At 51.3% G+C, this 16,834-nt stretch carries 16 protein-coding genes; 10 read left to right on the forward strand and 6 right to left on the reverse strand.

Translation table 11 applies throughout. The features are described from left to right. Positions 1–332 precede the first annotated feature (332 nt). From sufC to ACYVK4_RS25365, 7 genes are all read left to right on the forward strand, one after another. Positions 333–1,088, forward strand: a complete 756-nt coding sequence (gene sufC, locus ACYVK4_RS25335; RefSeq protein WP_461130370.1) for a Fe-S cluster assembly ATPase SufC — start codon at positions 333–335, stop codon at positions 1,086–1,088. Positions 1,089–1,172: 84 nt separating this feature from the next. Further along, the gene (gene sufD / locus ACYVK4_RS25340; RefSeq protein ID WP_461130371.1) at positions 1,173–2,498 is read left to right on the forward strand and encodes a Fe-S cluster assembly protein SufD; all 1,326 of its coding nucleotides are present in this window, start codon (positions 1,173–1,175) and stop codon (positions 2,496–2,498) included. 64 nt (positions 2,499–2,562) lie between these two features. Further along, positions 2,563–3,483 carry an esterase-like activity of phytase family protein gene (locus ACYVK4_RS25345; protein WP_461130372.1) on the forward strand — a complete coding sequence of 307 codons (921 nt, stop codon included), beginning with the start codon at positions 2,563–2,565 and terminating at the stop codon, positions 3,481–3,483. A gap of 96 nt (positions 3,484–3,579) precedes the next feature. Next, positions 3,580–4,818 (forward strand): SufS family cysteine desulfurase, encoded by a 1,239-nt coding sequence (locus ACYVK4_RS25350; RefSeq protein WP_461130373.1) that lies wholly within the window; start codon positions 3,580–3,582, stop codon positions 4,816–4,818. Between the two features lie 5 nt (positions 4,819–4,823). Next, positions 4,824–5,267 carry a SufE family protein gene (locus ACYVK4_RS25355; protein ID WP_461130374.1) on the forward strand — a complete coding sequence of 148 codons (444 nt, stop codon included), beginning with the start codon at positions 4,824–4,826 and terminating at the stop codon, positions 5,265–5,267. 8 nt (positions 5,268–5,275) lie between these two features. After that, the gene (locus tag ACYVK4_RS25360; RefSeq protein WP_461130375.1) at positions 5,276–5,587 is read left to right on the forward strand and encodes a DUF59 domain-containing protein; all 312 of its coding nucleotides are present in this window, start codon (positions 5,276–5,278) and stop codon (positions 5,585–5,587) included. Between the two features lie 132 nt (positions 5,588–5,719). Next, entirely contained in the window at positions 5,720–6,151 is a 432-nt protein-coding gene (locus ACYVK4_RS25365; RefSeq protein ID WP_461130376.1) for a BrxA/BrxB family bacilliredoxin, read from the forward strand. An 80-nt stretch (positions 6,152–6,231) separates the two neighbouring features. Here ACYVK4_RS25365 and eboC read toward each other — a convergent pair whose 3' ends face one another. Further along, positions 6,232–7,107: a UbiA-like protein EboC gene (gene eboC, locus ACYVK4_RS25370; RefSeq protein ID WP_461130377.1), complete on the reverse strand. Its 876-nt coding sequence runs from the start codon at positions 7,105–7,107 to the stop codon at positions 6,232–6,234. 90 nt (positions 7,108–7,197) lie between these two features. Beyond that, a complete protein-coding gene (locus ACYVK4_RS25375; protein WP_012924777.1) occupies positions 7,198–8,130 on the reverse strand; it encodes a TatD family hydrolase in 933 nt (310 codons plus the stop codon). A gap of 162 nt (positions 8,131–8,292) precedes the next feature. Between ACYVK4_RS25375 and ACYVK4_RS25380 the strand changes: the two genes are divergently transcribed. Further along, positions 8,293–8,976, forward strand: a complete 684-nt coding sequence (locus tag ACYVK4_RS25380; protein ID WP_461130378.1) for a DUF4136 domain-containing protein — start codon at positions 8,293–8,295, stop codon at positions 8,974–8,976. A 6-nt stretch (positions 8,977–8,982) separates the two neighbouring features. After that, positions 8,983–9,645 (forward strand): porin family protein, encoded by a 663-nt coding sequence (locus ACYVK4_RS25385; RefSeq protein WP_461130379.1) that lies wholly within the window; start codon positions 8,983–8,985, stop codon positions 9,643–9,645. Positions 9,646–9,708: 63 nt separating this feature from the next. Here the strand turns inward: ACYVK4_RS25385 and ACYVK4_RS25390 are convergent, their stop codons facing one another. From ACYVK4_RS25390 to rpsU, 4 genes are all read right to left on the reverse strand, one after another. After that, on the reverse strand, positions 9,709–10,383 hold the full coding sequence (locus ACYVK4_RS25390) for an EboA domain-containing protein (RefSeq protein ID WP_461130380.1): 675 nt from the start codon (positions 10,381–10,383) through the stop codon (positions 9,709–9,711). A 137-nt stretch (positions 10,384–10,520) separates the two neighbouring features. Then, positions 10,521–13,976 (reverse strand): ATP-binding protein, encoded by a 3,456-nt coding sequence (locus ACYVK4_RS25395; protein WP_461130381.1) that lies wholly within the window; start codon positions 13,974–13,976, stop codon positions 10,521–10,523. 340 nt (positions 13,977–14,316) lie between these two features. After that, positions 14,317–15,213, reverse strand: coding sequence for a tyrosine-type recombinase/integrase (locus tag ACYVK4_RS25400; protein WP_461130382.1), 897 nt, complete (start codon positions 15,211–15,213; stop codon positions 14,317–14,319). A 426-nt stretch (positions 15,214–15,639) separates the two neighbouring features. Next, the gene (rpsU, locus tag ACYVK4_RS25405; protein WP_012924721.1) at positions 15,640–15,837 is read right to left on the reverse strand and encodes a 30S ribosomal protein S21; all 198 of its coding nucleotides are present in this window, start codon (positions 15,835–15,837) and stop codon (positions 15,640–15,642) included. A gap of 57 nt (positions 15,838–15,894) precedes the next feature. Here rpsU and ACYVK4_RS25410 point away from each other — a divergent pair, with 57 nt between their 5' ends. After that, on the forward strand, positions 15,895–16,815 hold the full coding sequence (locus ACYVK4_RS25410) for a Ppx/GppA phosphatase family protein (protein WP_461130383.1): 921 nt from the start codon (positions 15,895–15,897) through the stop codon (positions 16,813–16,815). The last annotated feature ends 19 nt before the right edge of the window (positions 16,816–16,834 follow it).

Below are 16,834 nucleotides of genomic sequence, written 5' to 3' on the forward strand. Positions count from 1 at the left end.
CATCACCTACAAACATGCCCCGGTTAAGAAAGCAGTGATTCCTGCAACAAAGAGCCATTACCTCTTTCCCACATAGTTCACTATCCGATCGGGTAGAGTGAGGCCCTTCCGGTAACAGGAATGACTAATCCCAAACCAGGTTGTGGCCGACTTCTGTCCTGTAGCGGTTAAACGTGTTTTGACGCATGCAGAACAGGAGTTTTTTGATTATCAGCGAATAAGCAAAGGTTAAGTCAACTTTTAAACCAGTGATTTTGTTACCTAACAGCGCAGAAGCCATTTCATGTGCTAACTTTGCGGCTTTATTTAGAGGTGTCACGATAGAACCTATTATGTTATCCATCAGTAATTTACATGCCTCAATTGGCGAAAAAGAGATATTAAGAGGCCTTAACCTGGAAATCAATCCCGGTGAGGTTCACGCCATTATGGGTCCCAATGGTGCGGGCAAAAGCACGCTGGCATCAGTATTAGCAGGTCGTGAGGACTATGATGTAACGAGTGGCAGCGTAGTTTTCGATGGAAAAGACCTGTTGGATATGGCCCCCGAAGAACGGGCGGCTGAAGGCATTTTTCTGGCCTTCCAGTATCCAATCGAGATTCCCGGGGTGAGTACGACAAACTTCCTGAAGACAGCACTGAACGAAATTCGCAAATATCGTGGGCAGGACTCCCTCGATGCGGTGCAGTTCCTGAAGCTGATGAAGGAAAAAATGAAGCTCGTCAATATAGACCAGTCGCTGTTGAGCCGCTCGCTGAACGAAGGCTTTTCGGGTGGCGAGAAAAAGCGGAATGAAATTTTTCAGATGGCCATGCTGGAACCCAAACTGGCTATCCTGGATGAAACCGATTCCGGTCTGGACATTGATGCGCTTCGCATTGTGGCCGATGGAGTCAATAAACTTCGGTCGCCGGAGCGGGCTACGATCGTTGTAACGCACTACCAGCGCTTACTGGACTATATCGTGCCCGATTACGTGCACGTATTGTACAAAGGTCGTATCGTGAAGTCGGGTCCCAAAGAGCTGGCCCTTGAACTGGAAGAAAAAGGATACGACTGGATCAAAGCCGAAGCTGAAGCCATCTGATGTATGATCTATTATATATGATGTATGATATAAGCTATACCATACATCATACATCATACACCGTTATACATCATACATAAACAAATGACTCCCTCTTACGCATCATATAACGATTTTAAGGAGCAGTTGCTGGCGTCTTTTCGGGACAACGAAGAGCGCATGAACGGCGAGCGGAAATCGCCGGTACATCAGCTTCGCCGGGCTGCCCTGAAACAGTTCGAGCAGCTTGGCTTCCCAACCACGCGGCATGAAGAATGGAAGTACTCGAATGTCAATAGTCTGATTAAAGAAGATTTTGCCCTCGACACAACCTCTTCACTGACGGCCGAAGACCTGGCTCCGCTGGAAATTCCGAACCTGGAAGGCAACATCCTGTATTTTGTCAATGGCATTTACCATCCCGAGCTTTCGCGGATTGTGAGCCCGGCGGAACAGGTACAGATCGTCAGTTTAGCCGAAGCGATGAAAGCGGACTCCGAATTTATGGAGACGCATTTTGCTCACTATGCCGATTATCAGGATAGCGCGTTTACGGCCCTGAATACGGCTATGGCCAGCGATGGTGTGGTGGTTCGGGTTCCGAACAATACAACTGTCGAACAACCAATCATTCTGCGCTTCATTACCGACGCCCGCGTTAACAACATCACTTCGCAGCCCCGTAACCTTATCGTTATCGGCAAAAATGCCGAGGTGATGATGGCGGAATCGTACCGGACACTGGGCGAAAATTCCAGCTTCGTAAACGTAGTGACGGAAATCGTGCTTGACCGCGATGCCCGGATGCAGTATTACAAAGTGCTGAACGAAACGGAGAAAGCCTATCACATTGGCACCACCCAGGTTCATCAGGCCGACAACAGCCATTTTTATTCCGCGTCGATCACGCTCAATGGAAATTTTGTTCGGAACAACCTGAACATCGTGCTCAACGGCCAACATGCCGAAGCATTCATGTACGGTTTGTATATGCCCAACGGTCGCCAGCACGTGGATAACCACACGCTCGTTGATCATGCCATGCCTAATTCGTACAGCAACGAACTCTACAAAGGCATTCTGGACGATAACAGCACGGGCGTTTTCAACGGCAAGATCTTCGTTCGGCCCGACGCGCAGAAAACCAACGCCTACCAGTCGTGTAAGAACGTCGTGCTGTCGCCGGGTGCTTCTATGAACACCAAGCCCCAGCTGGAAATCTACGCCGATGATGTGAAGTGTTCGCACGGAACGACCACGGGTCAATTGAACGACGAAGCCTTGTTTTACATGCGGTCGCGGGGTATTCCCAAAGATGAAGCCCGGACGCTATTACTCTACGCCTTCTCGCAGGACGTGTTGAGCCAGATCAAAATTCAGCCCATCCGCGAATACCTCGAAGGAGTTGTTCGGGAGAAACTGACAAAGTAAGATAAATTTATGTCGCGTTTTCGTGGTGTCGGGTTCTCAAACCCGACACTTTTTTTATTCCTCCATGCGCCTATTCCACCTGCTTACCTGTTTACTCCTCACCTACTCCACCGCTTACGGCCAAAGCGTCCAATTCCGTTTTAAAGGTGATTCGATTACAATGCCCTTCGTTCGGGATAGCTTACGGGGTATATCGGGGCTGGAGATCATTCCATCAACGGGCGAGTGGCACCTGGTGAGCGACCGGGGCTGGCATTTCACCTTTACCAACGTCCAAACCATTCGCGATCTGGGCGATAATACTCACCTGAAAGCGAGTCAGAAAACACCCTACTGGTTTGAAAACACCCGGTATGACGCCCGAACCGGAACCTACTTTTGGACGGATGAGCACGAGCATGTCACCTCTGTCCATTATGGAAAAGTCCTGCGCGACAGTGCCGCACAGGTTCTTCTGAAGCTACCTCTCCCCGCCCCTAACAAAGGACTCGAAGGGTTGACCATCATGCCATCCGGTGCGCTTTGGGTGGCTCCCGAAGCGGGTTGGGAAGGCGAAACCCGGTTGACGCAGGACACCATTACGTTTTTTCGCTACCCAAATCCACTGGCTTCTGACCCAATTGTAGAGCGCTATCAATACCCCATCAACCGGTGTCTGTTCGCGCAGGGCGAAGAACGAACGGGCGGCATTTCGGAAATCCTGGCCGTGGATGACCAGCGGCTCCTTGTACTGGAACGGTGTTATGATAACGAGCAAAAACGCGTGACGGCCAACCTGTATCTGACCACCCCCGACGAAGCCACGCATACCCTGCGGAAAGAGCTGGCGTTCAATTTTAATAGCCAGTTTCCGGGTAATGTCTGCAATCTGGAAGCAATGGCCTGGGCCGATGAACAGCACCAGACGCTGGTCCTCATGGCTGACGATAACTTTCGCGTCAACAAAACCCTTCGCAATCAGGTCATCGTTTTGAAAAGACGGTAGCCTGCATACGAACCTAACCACCCTTACTTTACGTTTTATCCATGACCTTGGGGTGAATGATTCAACCATTTGCCCTCTTTTCGATACGAACACGATATGCAATCAGCGATAGAAACAACCCTCGATATACAGCAAATCCGCCGGGATTTCCCCATCCTCGATCAACAGGTGAACGGTCGTCCGCTGGTTTATTTGGATAATGCCGCTACGAACCAGAAACCTACGGCGGTCATCAATGCCCTGACAGACTATTATGAGGGCTACAATGCCAATATTCACCGCGGTATTCACCACTTGGCCGAAAAAGCAACGGCCGCCTTTGAAGCATCCCGCCGTGCGTTTCAGGATTTTCTGAACGCCAAACACTGGCAGGAGATCATCTTCACCTACGGCACCACCGATGGCATCAACCTGGTGGCGCAGACCTACGGACGCCAGTTTCTGAAAGAAGGTGACGAGATCATTATCTCGACCATGGAGCACCATTCCAACATTGTGCCCTGGCAGATGTTGTGCGAAGAGAAAGGCTGTATCCTGAAAGTTATTCCCGTCAACGACGACGGTGAATTGCTTATCGATGAGTACGAAAATTTGCTGACGGAGCGTACCAAAATTGTTTCGTGTGTCCATGTCTCGAACTCGCTGGGCACCATCAACCCCGTCAAAACCATCATCGACAAAGCCCACGCCATTGGCGCGGTTGTCCTGATCGACGGGGCGCAGGCCAGTTCGCACCTGGAACTCGACGTACAGGCGCTCGACGCGGATTTTTACGTCCTGTCGGCGCACAAGTTGTACGGCCCGACGGGCATGGGTGTGTTATATGGTAAAAAAGAACTGCTCGATGCCATGCCTCCTTACCGGGGTGGTGGCGAAATGATCAAAGAAGTGACGTTTGCCAAAACGACCTATAATGACATACCCTATAAGTTCGAAGCCGGTACGCCCAATATCGCCGATGTAGTTGCCGTCAAGACAGCCCTTGAGTACATGGCTGGTCTGGGCAAAGAAAACATTGCGGCTCATGAAAACGACCTGCTTCAGTACGCCACCGAGCAATTGAGCGAGCTGGACGGTCTCCGCATCATTGGCCGGGCAAAGCACAAGATTGGTGTCGTTTCCTTCGTGCTCGATGGCATTCACCACCAGGATACGGGCGTTATTCTGGATCAGCAGGGCATTGCCGTTCGGACGGGGCACCACTGCACCCAGCCGCTCATGCAACGCTTTGGCATTGCCGGAACTACGCGGGCATCGTTTGCGGTTTATAACACCAGAGACGAAATTGACCGGCTCGTAACCGGTCTGCGACGCGTTCAGAAAATGATGCTTTGAGCAGTATGACAATTAACGAGAAACAGGACGAAATAATTGAGGAATTTGACTTGTTCGACGACCAGCTCGACAAGACGCAATATATTATTGACCTCGGCAAAAAACTGCCACCTATGCCCGAATCGCTGAAGACCGACGACAACCGGATCATGGGGTGCCAGTCGAAAGTGTGGGTTGATGCCGAATTGAAAGATGACAGTAGCACGGGCGCTCGGCTTTATTTTTACGGCGACAGCGAACCAACGGCCCAGATTTCGAAAGGTCTGGTCGGCTTACTGATCCGGGTGCTCTCGGGCGAAAAACCGGAAGACATCGCCAACGCTGATTTATACTTTATCCCCCGCGTGGGCATGGGGAACCTGATTACTTCCCTGCGCGCCGGTGGACTAGCGTCCATGATCGAACGGATGAAAGCGTTCGGCCGGGCATACACTGAAAAAACTGTTTAACCATTGTCATGACAGAAGAAGAACTAAAAGAACAGGTTGTACTGGCCCTCAAGGGTGTTTACGACCCCGAAATTCCGGTGGATGTATATGAGCTGGGCCTCATCTACGACATCAAGATTTTCCCGGTCAATAACGTGTATATCCTGATGACGCTGACATCACCCTCCTGCCCGTCGGCCGGGGAGATTCCAGCCGAAATCGAACAGAAGGTCCGGGCCATCGAAGGCGTCAGCGACGTAAGCGTAGAATTGACCTTCGATCCCCCCTACTCCACCGAACTGATGTCGGAAGTAGCGAAACTGGAACTTGGGTTTATGTGAAATTTAGTCAGTAAGTCAGGTGAGTCGGTAAGTCAGTAAGTGCTGCCGCATCAGAGATACACGTGCGACAGCACTTACTGACTTACCGACTCACCTGACTTACCGACTCAACTTATTAACTAACTAACTATTATGTATCCTCCTCATTTGCTTACCCCGATGCGGGAAGACCTGACCAGCGTCGGGTTTGAAGAATTAACCACTGCCGATGACGTGGTGAACGCTGTAGAAAACAACCAGGGCACTATGCTGGTCGTTGTCAATTCGGTTTGTGGTTGTGCCGCCGGTGCGGCCCGCCCCGGTGTGAAAGCGGCTTTAGCGGCTAGCCCCGTTAAGCCCGACAAAATGGTCAGTGTGTTTGCGGGTGGCGACCTGGAAGCAACGGCCAAGATGCGTGAGTATCTGTTGCCCTATCCTCCATCGTCCCCAGCCATTGGCATTTTCAAAGATGGCGAACTCGTGCACTTCATCGAGCGGCACCACATTGAAGGCCGTTCGGCGCAGATGATCGCCCAACACCTGGAAATGGCGCTGGAAGAGTTCTGCACTCCTGCCAACGCATAGGTAGTAGCGTTTTTAAATAAGCATGGGTCAAATGCCATATCTTGAAGATATGGCATTTGACCCATGCTTATTTAAAAACGCTACGTTACGGCAAAAACCTTCGCCAGCAATCTCGACAGCGGCAGTAAGCAAAAGACCAGCATAGCCAGCGGAAACGACGCAAAGGCCGCAACCCAGGCTGCGTTCATAACAATAAGTGAAAGAACCCCCGCCCGAACGGCCAGACCGATATTCCGGCCAACGGGTTCCTTAACAGCCCGCCAGAGCGGAGGGAAAATATAGTAGCCAAACAGGAGCAGAAACGGCAGCGCGGTCCCCAATTGCTGCTGCCGTTGTGCCAGAGCCGCCAGGCAGCCAATGACCAGGGCGTAGAGAATACCGGCAAACCGGAGTGTTGTCGGGCTACCGCCATGTACTTCGCCCCGACTGATCATCGTGATAGCAGCAATATAGGCGATGGGTACCGCCCCTACCCACGCCCACGGACCAACCTGGTCAGGAACAATGCTGATGCCCAGCAAGAGGTTCAGTCCCCGGCAAAGACCCATATTTACGGGGCCAAGCAAATTATGATGTTTTCCAAACTTGTCGTAGACCAGCGATGCTACGGTAATCCCGATAGCCAGAGAGCCCGCCATTGGATTGACGGCAAATGATGCAGCGATACCCATAGCGAACAACACACTCCCCAGCAACGCAGCCGTCGATTTAGGGATCACACCGCTGGGAATAGGGCGCTCGGGGCGCTCTACAGCGTCCAGTTCGGCATCGAACACATCGTTAAAGACAACGCCCCCGCCATACAGCCCAACCGTGGCCAGACAAAGCCAGGCGACCGGAGCCGGAGCCGGATCATAAACCCCAAAGTATCCGGCAATAGCTATACCGGCCAGCACATCGGCAATGGCCGTGACCAGATTAGCCGGTCGGGTGAGGGAGAGAAGTGCTTTTAACATATAGTGAAAGAGCGAGAGAGTGAAAGAGCGAAAGAGCGAAAATGGCTTGCGTCAGCTTTTCACTCTTTCGCTCTTTCACCCTTTCACTCTTTATTTAATTATCGTTGATTCCTTGTCTACTCGTGGTGCCTGTCCGCCCCGTAATACTGAGCTTCCGTTATAACGCTGGCTTTGGTCGATACCCATCGGCTGCGTGAGTTCTTCCAGACTCAATTGACCGCTTTGGGCAAAGGCGGTTACGGCGTTGGTGAAGGTCACCAGTTTGATAGCCTCGTCCGAGATGCCGCGCTGCTTCATCAAAGCGGCTGTTTTGGGTACAGCCAGCGGATCGCTGATGCCCCAGTCGGCGGCCGAGTTGATCATGATGCGCTCCGGTCCGTACTGTTTTACGACTTCTACCATACGTTCGTTGCCCATCTTGGTAAACGGATAAATAGTAAAACCGGCCCAGAAACCCCGATCCAGTACTTCACGCACCGTCTCCTCATTATTGTGGTCAACGATCACCATGCCGGGGTCGATACCGTGCTCAATGGCGATGTCCATACTTCGACTGGTGCCCTGTTTTTTGTCGCGGTGGGGCGTGTGGATCTGAACGGGAAGTCCAGCTTCACGGGCCAGTTCCAGTTGCGCCCGGTAATATTTATCCTCGGCGGGCGTCTGGTCGTCAAAGCCGATTTCGCCAACACCAACCACTCCTTCTTTATAGATGAATAACGGCAGGATTTCCATAACCTGTTCCGCTAGTTCTTCCTGATTTGCCTCTTTGGAATTCAATCCGATGGTACAGTAGTGACGAATTCCAAACTGCGACGCCCGAAATCGCTCCCAACCGACCAAACTGGCAAAATAATCCCGGAATGAGTCGACACCCGTACGCGGCTGTCCTAACCAGAAAGCCGGTTCGATCAGCGCCACAACGCCTGCATCGGCCATTGCCTGATAGTCGTCTGTGGTGCGGGACGTCATGTGGACGTGCATATCGAAGAACGACATGCCACGAATTGAATCCATAAAATCCATAATTGTTCTACGTTAAAGGCATTAAGCAAGCATCAATTGGACAACAAAGTTCCGTAAAATTTAACCGCCTTCTGCACGTTTTTTTAGCAACATTTAATTCAATCCAAACAAACTTCACAGTAGTCTATTCGTTTTATAGATAGTCTTACAACAAATGCAATCATGAATATGCATCAACAACGTAAAGCAGCAAAGTGGAAACTGTGGGCAATCTTACTGTTTCTGGCGGGCGGAGGCCTCATGTCCTGCCGCGAAAACGCTATCAACGACCTGAGTCCGGCCGATAGTCCGGTTTACATAACGAACTACGATCGCTCGGTCAACTTTAGCCAGTATAAGACTTTTAGCCTGCCCGACTCCGTTATTATCGAATCGAACGATTCGTATGCAATGGACCAAACGGCGGTTTCGAGCCGGTTTGTGACCAACGTAGCGAGTGGGCTGACGGCAAGAGGGTTTCAGCGGGTTAGCCGTGGAGACAGTGCTGATTTGGGTGTGGCCATCATTCGGGTCAACAATCAGTATACAGGGGTTGCCTCTAACCCCTATTCGTATTATTCGAATTACTGGGGTGGCTTCGGTGGTTTTGGCGGCTATGGTTATTCACCTTATTACCCCAGCTACTATACCTATCAGGTAACCGATCAATACTGGGAAATTCAGATTGTCGACCTGAAGAACCGGCCCGCTACCGGAACAGGTACAGGAAACGGCACCGCACAGCCACAGTTGAACGTTATTTATAACGCGACCATCCGAGGTACGGACGTCACCGATCAGCAAGCGGTCGACAACGCCATAACGGCCATTTTTAACCAATCGCCTTATTTAAAGGCCACTGAATAAGTCACTATGAAATCGATAATAGCACTCATTGCCCTGATGGCGTTGACGACAACGACCTGGGCACAGTACCAAAATGACAATTCGGGCAATTACGGCTTCCCGTCGCCCTATCAGGAGTATGTGACGTTCAACATTGCCGCCCGCTACGGGGTCGCTTTTCCAATGGGTGGCACCCAGGGATACATCGATAAGGTGTCGCCAACCAATTTTGCGCTGGAAGGGGAATGGCTGTTTCCCAAACGATTCGCCATCGGTCTGAAAACGGGTTACCAGTATAACAAACAGCGTCTGGACCGGCAAGTATATCAGTATGGTGAGCAGTCCATTTCGGCCGTACAAACCCGAACGCTATCCGTTATTCCAGCCATGGCGTCGCTCTCCTATTATTTTGCCGATAACGCAGCTGCTCTGCGCCCCTATGTGCAGATGGCGGGTGGTGGCGCTTATGTGGATTACACCAATTATTTTGGTCCCCTGGCCGATCAGAAAAATGGCTTTAGGGGAGCCATAGCCCCTGCCATTGGTGTCAAATATTACGGCAAGCGTGAGCAGGGTCTGGGTGCCGAGATTCAGGCCCAATACCAGAACATTTTCTTCAACTACGATTTATTGAAGAATAGCGCGCCCTCACTGATGGTATCGGCGGGTATCTCGTACCGGTTTTATTAGGCAGACCGATTTTGTTATAGACCTATAAGGTTTCAAAAGCCTCATAGGTCTTGGGATGATTGACTACATCAACTCCTCCATATGGTCAGGTAAACTACGCCCGGCGGCCCGGCGTTCGGCAGCGAAATCTGTCAGCGTTTGAGCCAGTCGGGCGTTGTTGCGTTCAACTAGTCCGATGACCTGCGTGACGTCTTTGTCTGTAAAAAAAGCTTTCATAATCAGCTGATTCCAGGCGGGTTCGTCGAAATAATCAGCGGGATATGGATTGTGAAGCATAATAGCCGACTGCACATCAGCAATGTTATTCCGGATACCTTCGGTGGCTTGAAACTTCCATGCTTCGGGAAAAGCCAGCACCGGCAAGGCCGAATAGAGCGCAACCAGTTCGTTCAGCTCGCCCGCTTTAAAGAGTTCACTGATGGTTTTCACGTAGGTGGTCTGATCGTCGGCGGGGAGTTGGAGCAGCCACCACACCCGCGCCAGCCGGTCGAGGGTCCAGTTCTGCACCGTAAAGCCGGGACGCACCCGTTGTAAGGCAAATTCCATATCTGCCGGCACAACAACGGGCTGTTTACCAACAAACCGGGGTAGCGCCGTAAATACGCGGTAAAAAACAGCCACTTGCGGATTGGTCGAAAATAGGTCAGCCTGCTGGCGCAGGTAATCGACTGCTTTTTCGGAATTAGGTTGCTGTTCGATCAGGTAAAACAGCGTCTGGCTCATTGACTCGATATTCATAACGCAAAAGTAGTCGTTCGTTGAATTGGGTGTAATGATAAACCACACCTTCTTGATTGACATTCATAAGCGAACTGCTCGACGTTCCCTGACGTACACGGTGATCAGAACATTCCTGACCAGGGCATCAATCATGACTAAACGATTTCAGGGAAGTAAACGCTAAAGGTAGATCCCTCTCCGGGCTTGCTATGGGCCGTTATGATTCCTCCGTGATTGACAACTACCTTTTCGCAAATAGCCAGACCAATGCCCGTACCCGGAAACTGACCTTTGCCATGCAGCCGCTGAAAGACATGAAAGATACGATCCAGGTATTTCTCATCGAACCCAATTCCATTGTCGGTTACATCGATGCGATGGTAAGTGGCTGCTGATCGGCCCGGTTTAACCGAAAGAGGCAGCTCTTCGGCCTTTACCAGTTGAGCCGTAACCTCGACAACCGGCGGCACCGGACTACCGGATGGACTCGTTCGATAAAACTTGAGCGCATTTGACAGCAGATTTTGAAATAACTGTGTCAGTTGCGAGGAGTCGCCCAAAATGGTAGGTAATGGATGAATATGCACCACGCCACCCGTTTCCTGAATCATCACGTCCAGATCAGCGACTACCGAGTTGAGCGTTTCGACAAGCGAAATTCTGTTTTTAGCCTCCTGCCGGGTGGTAATTCGAGAGAAACTCAGCAGATCACGAATCAGCGTAGACATCCGGCTGGCCGCGGTTTGCATACGCATTAAATAGTTGGTACCCTCGCCCAGCTGATCGGCATATTGATCTTTTAACAAATCGCCGAACGACTGAATTTTACGGAGTGGTTCCTGAAGGTCGTGCGAAGCAACATAGGCAAACTGCTGTAGATTATCGTTGGAGCGCTGTAGATCCTGAATGGACGCCTGCAATTCGACGGTACGCTGCTGCACTTGCTCATCCAGCGCCGTTGATAGCTGTCGATACCGATCTTCACTGGCGGTCAATGCCTGATTGGCCCGAACCAACTCCGTAACTTCCGTGCATACCTCCAATACTCCCTTTAGGGTGTTACCTTCGTAATAGGGCGTCAGCAGGATATTGAAATAACCAGTCTCCACAACTTCACCCCGTTGTATGGGAATGGACACTCCCCATCCCTGATCGGCGACGCCCGTTCTGTAGACCTGCAAACATCGATCAACAAAGTCCTGTCCGCGGAGCTCGGGCAAGGCCTCCAGCAGGGGTTTTCCCAGCACCGTGTTTTCGCGGCTGATCAGGTCGAGCATGGCCTGATTGATCAGATCAACAACCAGCGTGTCTCCTTTCATCAGGAGCATGGCTACCGGTGCTTGCTGGACCAGGTTTCGCAAACGCGTTTCGGCCTGTCGGCGCGTTTGGTCCAAACTTATCTGAGCCCGTACCTTTGTCAGCAGTTCCTGACTCGAAAAGGGCTTTACCAGATAATCATCCGCCCCCGACTCCAGGCCGTCAATCCGGGCCTCCTGACCCGCTCTGGCCGACAGAAAAATAAAGGGAATATGGGCTGTAACCGGGTTTTGCTTTACCCGGCGCAACAGCTCTTTACCATCCATCACCGGCATCATGATATCACTCAGAATCAGATGAGGCTGGTTGGTGGTTAATTGCTGAAGCGCGTCGGCCCCGTTCAGAGCGGAATTTACGATGAAGAAGGGTGTTAACAGGCGAGTCAGGTAAGCCCGCATATCCGCATTATCGTCAACCACCAGTATATTCGTTACCTGATTGATCTCAACGTCTCCCTGGGGGTCTGTTTCATTGACAGCAAACGGCGGGGCCTCTTCGGAAAGCATCGTCTGGGCTTCCTGCAAAAAACTCTCGGCCAGTTGACTTATCTGGCTTCGTTGTTCGCATTCAATTACCTGACCTGCGGGCAGGTGTTTTTTGCCCAGAGGCAACCGAACGGTGAAAGTGCTTCCTTCGCCTTCTGCACTGGCTACCGTGATGGTTCCGCCGTGCAGACGAACCAGCTCATGAACCAGCGAAAGGCCAATACCACTTCCTTCATACGTACGACCACCCGCGTTGGCTACCCGGTGAAACCGCTCGAACATGTGTGGGAGTTCTTGCTGAGGAATACCAACACCCGTATCTGACACCCGCAGCACGGCACTACCGGATTCGGTAGTTAACTCGACAGCGATTCGCCCATGCAGTGTATACTTGAAGGCATTCGATAACAGATTGAGAACGATCTTTTCCCACATATCTGCATCGGCATAGACAGTCGACGGTATAGGCTGACAGTCGACGGAAAACCGTAATCCGGCCCGTTCGATCAGCGACCGGAAACTACTGGCCAGATCGACCGTCAGACTGACCAGATCGACTGGCCGGAAACTGGCTTTTACCCGGCCCGCTTCAATTCGGCTGAAGTCGAGCAGGTTGTTGACCAACTTCAACAGGCGCAGCGCATTTCGATGGGTTGCGTCAACGGGCTCTTTATACCCCGATGCCTGGAAATTCCTATCCTGGAGGAGTTCCTCCAACGGCCCCAGCATGAGCGTCAGCGGGGTTCGAAATTCGTGACTGATATTGTTAAAAAAGGCCGTTTTCGCCTGGTCGATAGCCGCCAGCGCTTCGGCCCTTTTCTGCTCTTCCTGATACGCATGTACGTTCGAGAAAGCCGTATTGATGGTGTTGATCAGCAGCGCGTAGAACGTAAGATAGTCCTGATCCAGTGCCCGGCGCGGACTAACACCCGCCAGCACAAAGCCGATGGGCTGCTCCCGGTTCGATAACAGGATAGGCAACCGAACGGCCGTATGCGGTTGTTCAGGATAAGGCCCGCCCACCAATGACCCTACCCGCTGGGCTAATTCAGCCACAACCTGCGTTTGGTCTAAGTCGCTGAGCCAACTGGTTTCGGCAACGTTCAGTTCTGTAAGATACTTCGGCACTGGCTTATCAGCCTCCAGCCCGGCCGTGCTGATCAACCGGGCCTGTTGGCCCTCGTTCTGTAGTTCATAAAACAGCAGGAAAGGCAGGTCGAGTGCAAAATCGGGTTGCCCGCTGGCCAGGCGGGTATAAATCTCAGCGTTCGTTTTTGCTTGTCCGACCAGCGCAGCTACATCCCGAAGAACCTGCGTTCGGCGAGCGCTCAACATCTTATCGGTTGTTTCGGTAATGGGGTGAAAGATACCTCCAACCTCACCCGATTCATCGCGGATGGGCGCAAAAGAGAACGTCATGAAGGCCTCCTCCAGATAGCCGTAGCGATCCAGAAACATGCGTTGATCTTTAATATAGGTTCCTTCGCCCTGCTGCCCACGGGTAAACGCGTCACCGACAACGGGCAGGGCCGTCTCCCAGCAAATACGGAAATTCTGGCCCATCGACTCGGGATGTTTGGCCCCACAAATGGGTCGATAGCTGTCGTTATAAAGTTGAATCGTTTCGGGCCCCCAGGCGATGAGTATGGGAAACGTTGAGGAGAGACATAAACTAACGGACGTTCGTAAGCTCTGCGGCCAGGTCGCAATGGGACCGAGGGGCGTTTTTGCCCAGTCCATTGTACGAATTAACTGCCCCATTTCGCCCCCTCCCGCTAAAAACTGCTCTGACGATTCACGTTCAGTCATGGTACCAAATGCACAAAATGAGTTTAAGCGACAAAAAGAGGACACATTTCAGCTTTGTAGATCCAAAAATGACGCGATTATTTTTACAGTCAGACGGGGAATAATCCTGATGGGGATTAGACCTTTAATTCAAGAAATTCTTTCGATTCACCAACCGAACGCTCTCCTGAATAGTCTGCCTCTTAATAAACAAACGGGTCAACTTAATTGAATGTTTAGTAAATAATATGCCCTCTTTTCTGCCTTAAATAAACAGGAAAGTCATTCACAAACGAACAAGCCCGGTCAACAAAATCAATAACCTGCTCCGGGCATCTGCCCCTCATCGAAAGGAGTCTTTTCACTTTTTCGCCTTTGGATGGGCCTGATCGTACGTCTTTTTCAACTGATCCAGACTGGTATGTGTATAGATCTGGGTAGCAGCTAAACTGCTATGCCCAAGCAGATCCTTGATCGCATTCAGATCCGCGCCCCGGTTGAGGAGGTGGGTAGCAAAGGAGTGACGCAGAACGTGCGGGCTCTTTTTCTCAAGCGTCGTTACCAGCGTCAGATTGCGTTTTACAATACGCTGAATCAGCATTGGATAAGCCGCGATACCTTTATCACTGACGATCAAATAAACGGAGTCGGCCTGCCCCAAAAATTCGGTTTCTTTTAAACGAATGTATTGCTGAATAAGCTCGAACAGGGGTTGGTTCAGCGGAACGATACGGTGCTTGTTGCGTTTCCCCAGTACAATGATCGTCTTTTCGTAGAGGTTAACATCGGTGGCTTTCAAACCCGTCAATTCACTCAGACGGATGCCGGTTCCGTAGAGTAGTTCGAGCACCAGTTTATCGCGCACGCCCTCGAAGGTATCGGGAAACTCGACGTCGTTGAGCAGCATCTCCATGGGTTTCTCTTCAACATACTGCGGCAACTTTTTACTGGCTTTCAGCGCCTGTATCTTCGACATGGGATCGAAGTCGATCACCTTTCGGCGCAGTAGAAACCCGTAAAAATTCCGAAGGGTTGCTATTTTCCGGTTCACCGACGACTTATCCGTCCCAGCCTCCACCAGGCTCACAATCCACGATCGGATGTGTCGAAAGTCAGCCCGCTCGGGCTGGTCGACGTTGCATTCGGCCAAGAGAAAGGTAGTAAACTGCTCCAGGTCTTTCGTATACGCCGTCAGGGTATGGTGGCTCAGCCGTTTTTCGTAGCGGATGTGGGCGAGGAAATCTTGACCGGGATTCACAGGATTTGAAGGATTAAACAAAATTGTTGTCAGCCAGAATTTCCAGGCATACGTGCAAAGGGACTTATCTGGTCATGAAACAGTGACCTTACCCGATCAAATTTAATCATCTTATCCCATTAACCCCACTTTTTAATCGTATAACAAGCAAACCTGAGGTATTTCAAAATAGGTATTGAGGTGAAACTACTCCAGGCGGGATCACCAACCGGTTTCAGACTACCCTGTTCATCGCTCTTTCGTGCGAACCATCTTGTCTGATCCTGTAAAGCCTGTTAAAATCCCGGTCAGAAAAAAAGCAGCAAACATGACTGTCTGCTGCTCTTATTCGTGTCTTATCTGGCGATTCGGCACCGTTGACTGCGCAATCAACGATTCATCCACGACCAACTTCACACCACCAGCGTAGCTGATGACCGAACGATTCTATTGTTCGGTATGGTTGCCGTACATCCGCTCTTTGTAAGCGGCTTTGATAATTTCTGTGCGACGCTTTACCGACGGTTTTTGGAAAGCCGTCCGCGACCGCAACTGCCGCAACACACCCGTCTTCTCGAATTTCTTCTTGAAGCGTTTCAGGGCCTTGTCAATCGACTCGTTGTCTTTTACGTTAATGATAAGCATGTTCTAAATTTTCTGTTTTAGCTAAAACCGGACGGCAAAGGTAATAGATTTGCATCTATGAAGCAAGCCATTATTGACTTAGGCACCAATACATTTCACCTTTTAATAGCCGAAAAAACGGATACAGGCTATATGACGCTGTTCCGCGAAAGTCGGCCCGCTAAAATTGGGCAGGCCGGTATTAATCAGGGCATCATGACGGAGGAAGGTATCGAACGGGCACTGGGCGTACTGACCTATTTCCGGCAGGTGCTCGACCAGTATGCCGTAGCCCCCGATCAGGTCATGGCTACAGGTACCAGCGCTATTCGGGTTGCCCGAAATCAGCAGGATTTCATCGACCGGGTTCGGGCCGCAACGGGCATTCCGATTCGCGTGATTTCGGGGGAGCAGGAAGCCGAATACATCTATAAAGGCGTTCGGGCAGCCGGGGCGCTGGACGACGCCACCTCGCTGGTAATAGATATTGGCGGGGGCAGCGTGGAGTTTATCCTGGGCAACCAGTCCCGTATCTTCTGGAAACAGAGCTTCGAGATTGGCGGGCAGCGGCTCCGCGAACGGTTCATGCCTACCGATCCTATCAACCCCGGCAGCATCCGGCGGCTTCACGATTATTTTCAGGAACAGTTATTACCCCTGGCCAACGCCATTCACCAGTACGAGCCAACAGTGCTGGTCGGCTCCTCGGGCTCGTTCGACACCCTCGTCGATATGTGGTGCATGCACGAACAGGGCCACCTGCCCGACCCGCAACAAGCCGCTTTTACGCTGCCCGTTGCCGAATTTTACCGGGCTTACGAGTTGCTGATCACCCGAAACCACGAACAGCGAATGCAAATCCCCGGCATGATCGAACTGCGCGTCGACATGATCGTGGTAGCCGTTTGCCTAATCGACTTTGTGCTGAAAACGCACGGCATTACACAGATACGGACCTCTACTTATTCATTGAAAGAAGGGGTACTAGCGTCGTTGTAGTGCTATTTTTCGTACCGAG

The sequence above is a fragment of the Spirosoma aerophilum genome, assembly GCF_054782495.1.

Bases quoted from the DNA above. Each gene is read 5' to 3' on its own strand.
- rpsU (WP_012924721.1), bottom strand. From the start codon at position 15,837: ATGCTTATCATTAACGTAAAAGACAACGAGTCGATTGACAAGGCCCTG.
- ACYVK4_RS25380 (WP_461130378.1), top strand. From the start codon at position 8,293: ATGAATATGCATCAACAACGTAAAGCAGCAAAGTGGAAACTGTGGGCA.
- ACYVK4_RS25365 (WP_461130376.1), top strand. From the start codon at position 5,720: ATGTATCCTCCTCATTTGCTTACCCCGATGCGGGAAGACCTGACCAGC.
- sufC (WP_461130370.1), top strand. From the start codon at position 333: ATGTTATCCATCAGTAATTTACATGCCTCAATTGGCGAAAAAGAGATA.
- ACYVK4_RS25410 (WP_461130383.1), top strand. From the start codon at position 15,895: ATGAAGCAAGCCATTATTGACTTAGGCACCAATACATTTCACCTTTTA.
- ACYVK4_RS25360 (WP_461130375.1), top strand. From the start codon at position 5,276: ATGACAGAAGAAGAACTAAAAGAACAGGTTGTACTGGCCCTCAAGGGT.
- ACYVK4_RS25355 (WP_461130374.1), top strand. From the start codon at position 4,824: ATGACAATTAACGAGAAACAGGACGAAATAATTGAGGAATTTGACTTG.
- ACYVK4_RS25395 (WP_461130381.1), bottom strand. From the start codon at position 13,976: ATGACTGAACGTGAATCGTCAGAGCAGTTTTTAGCGGGAGGGGGCGAA.
- ACYVK4_RS25375 (WP_012924777.1), bottom strand. From the start codon at position 8,130: ATGGATTTTATGGATTCAATTCGTGGCATGTCGTTCTTCGATATGCAC.
- ACYVK4_RS25350 (WP_461130373.1), top strand. From the start codon at position 3,580: ATGCAATCAGCGATAGAAACAACCCTCGATATACAGCAAATCCGCCGG.
- ACYVK4_RS25345 (WP_461130372.1), top strand. From the start codon at position 2,563: ATGCGCCTATTCCACCTGCTTACCTGTTTACTCCTCACCTACTCCACC.
- ACYVK4_RS25390 (WP_461130380.1), bottom strand. From the start codon at position 10,383: ATGAATATCGAGTCAATGAGCCAGACGCTGTTTTACCTGATCGAACAG.
- eboC (WP_461130377.1), bottom strand. From the start codon at position 7,107: ATGTTAAAAGCACTTCTCTCCCTCACCCGACCGGCTAATCTGGTCACG.
- ACYVK4_RS25385 (WP_461130379.1), top strand. From the start codon at position 8,983: ATGAAATCGATAATAGCACTCATTGCCCTGATGGCGTTGACGACAACG.
- sufD (WP_461130371.1), top strand. From the start codon at position 1,173: ATGACTCCCTCTTACGCATCATATAACGATTTTAAGGAGCAGTTGCTG.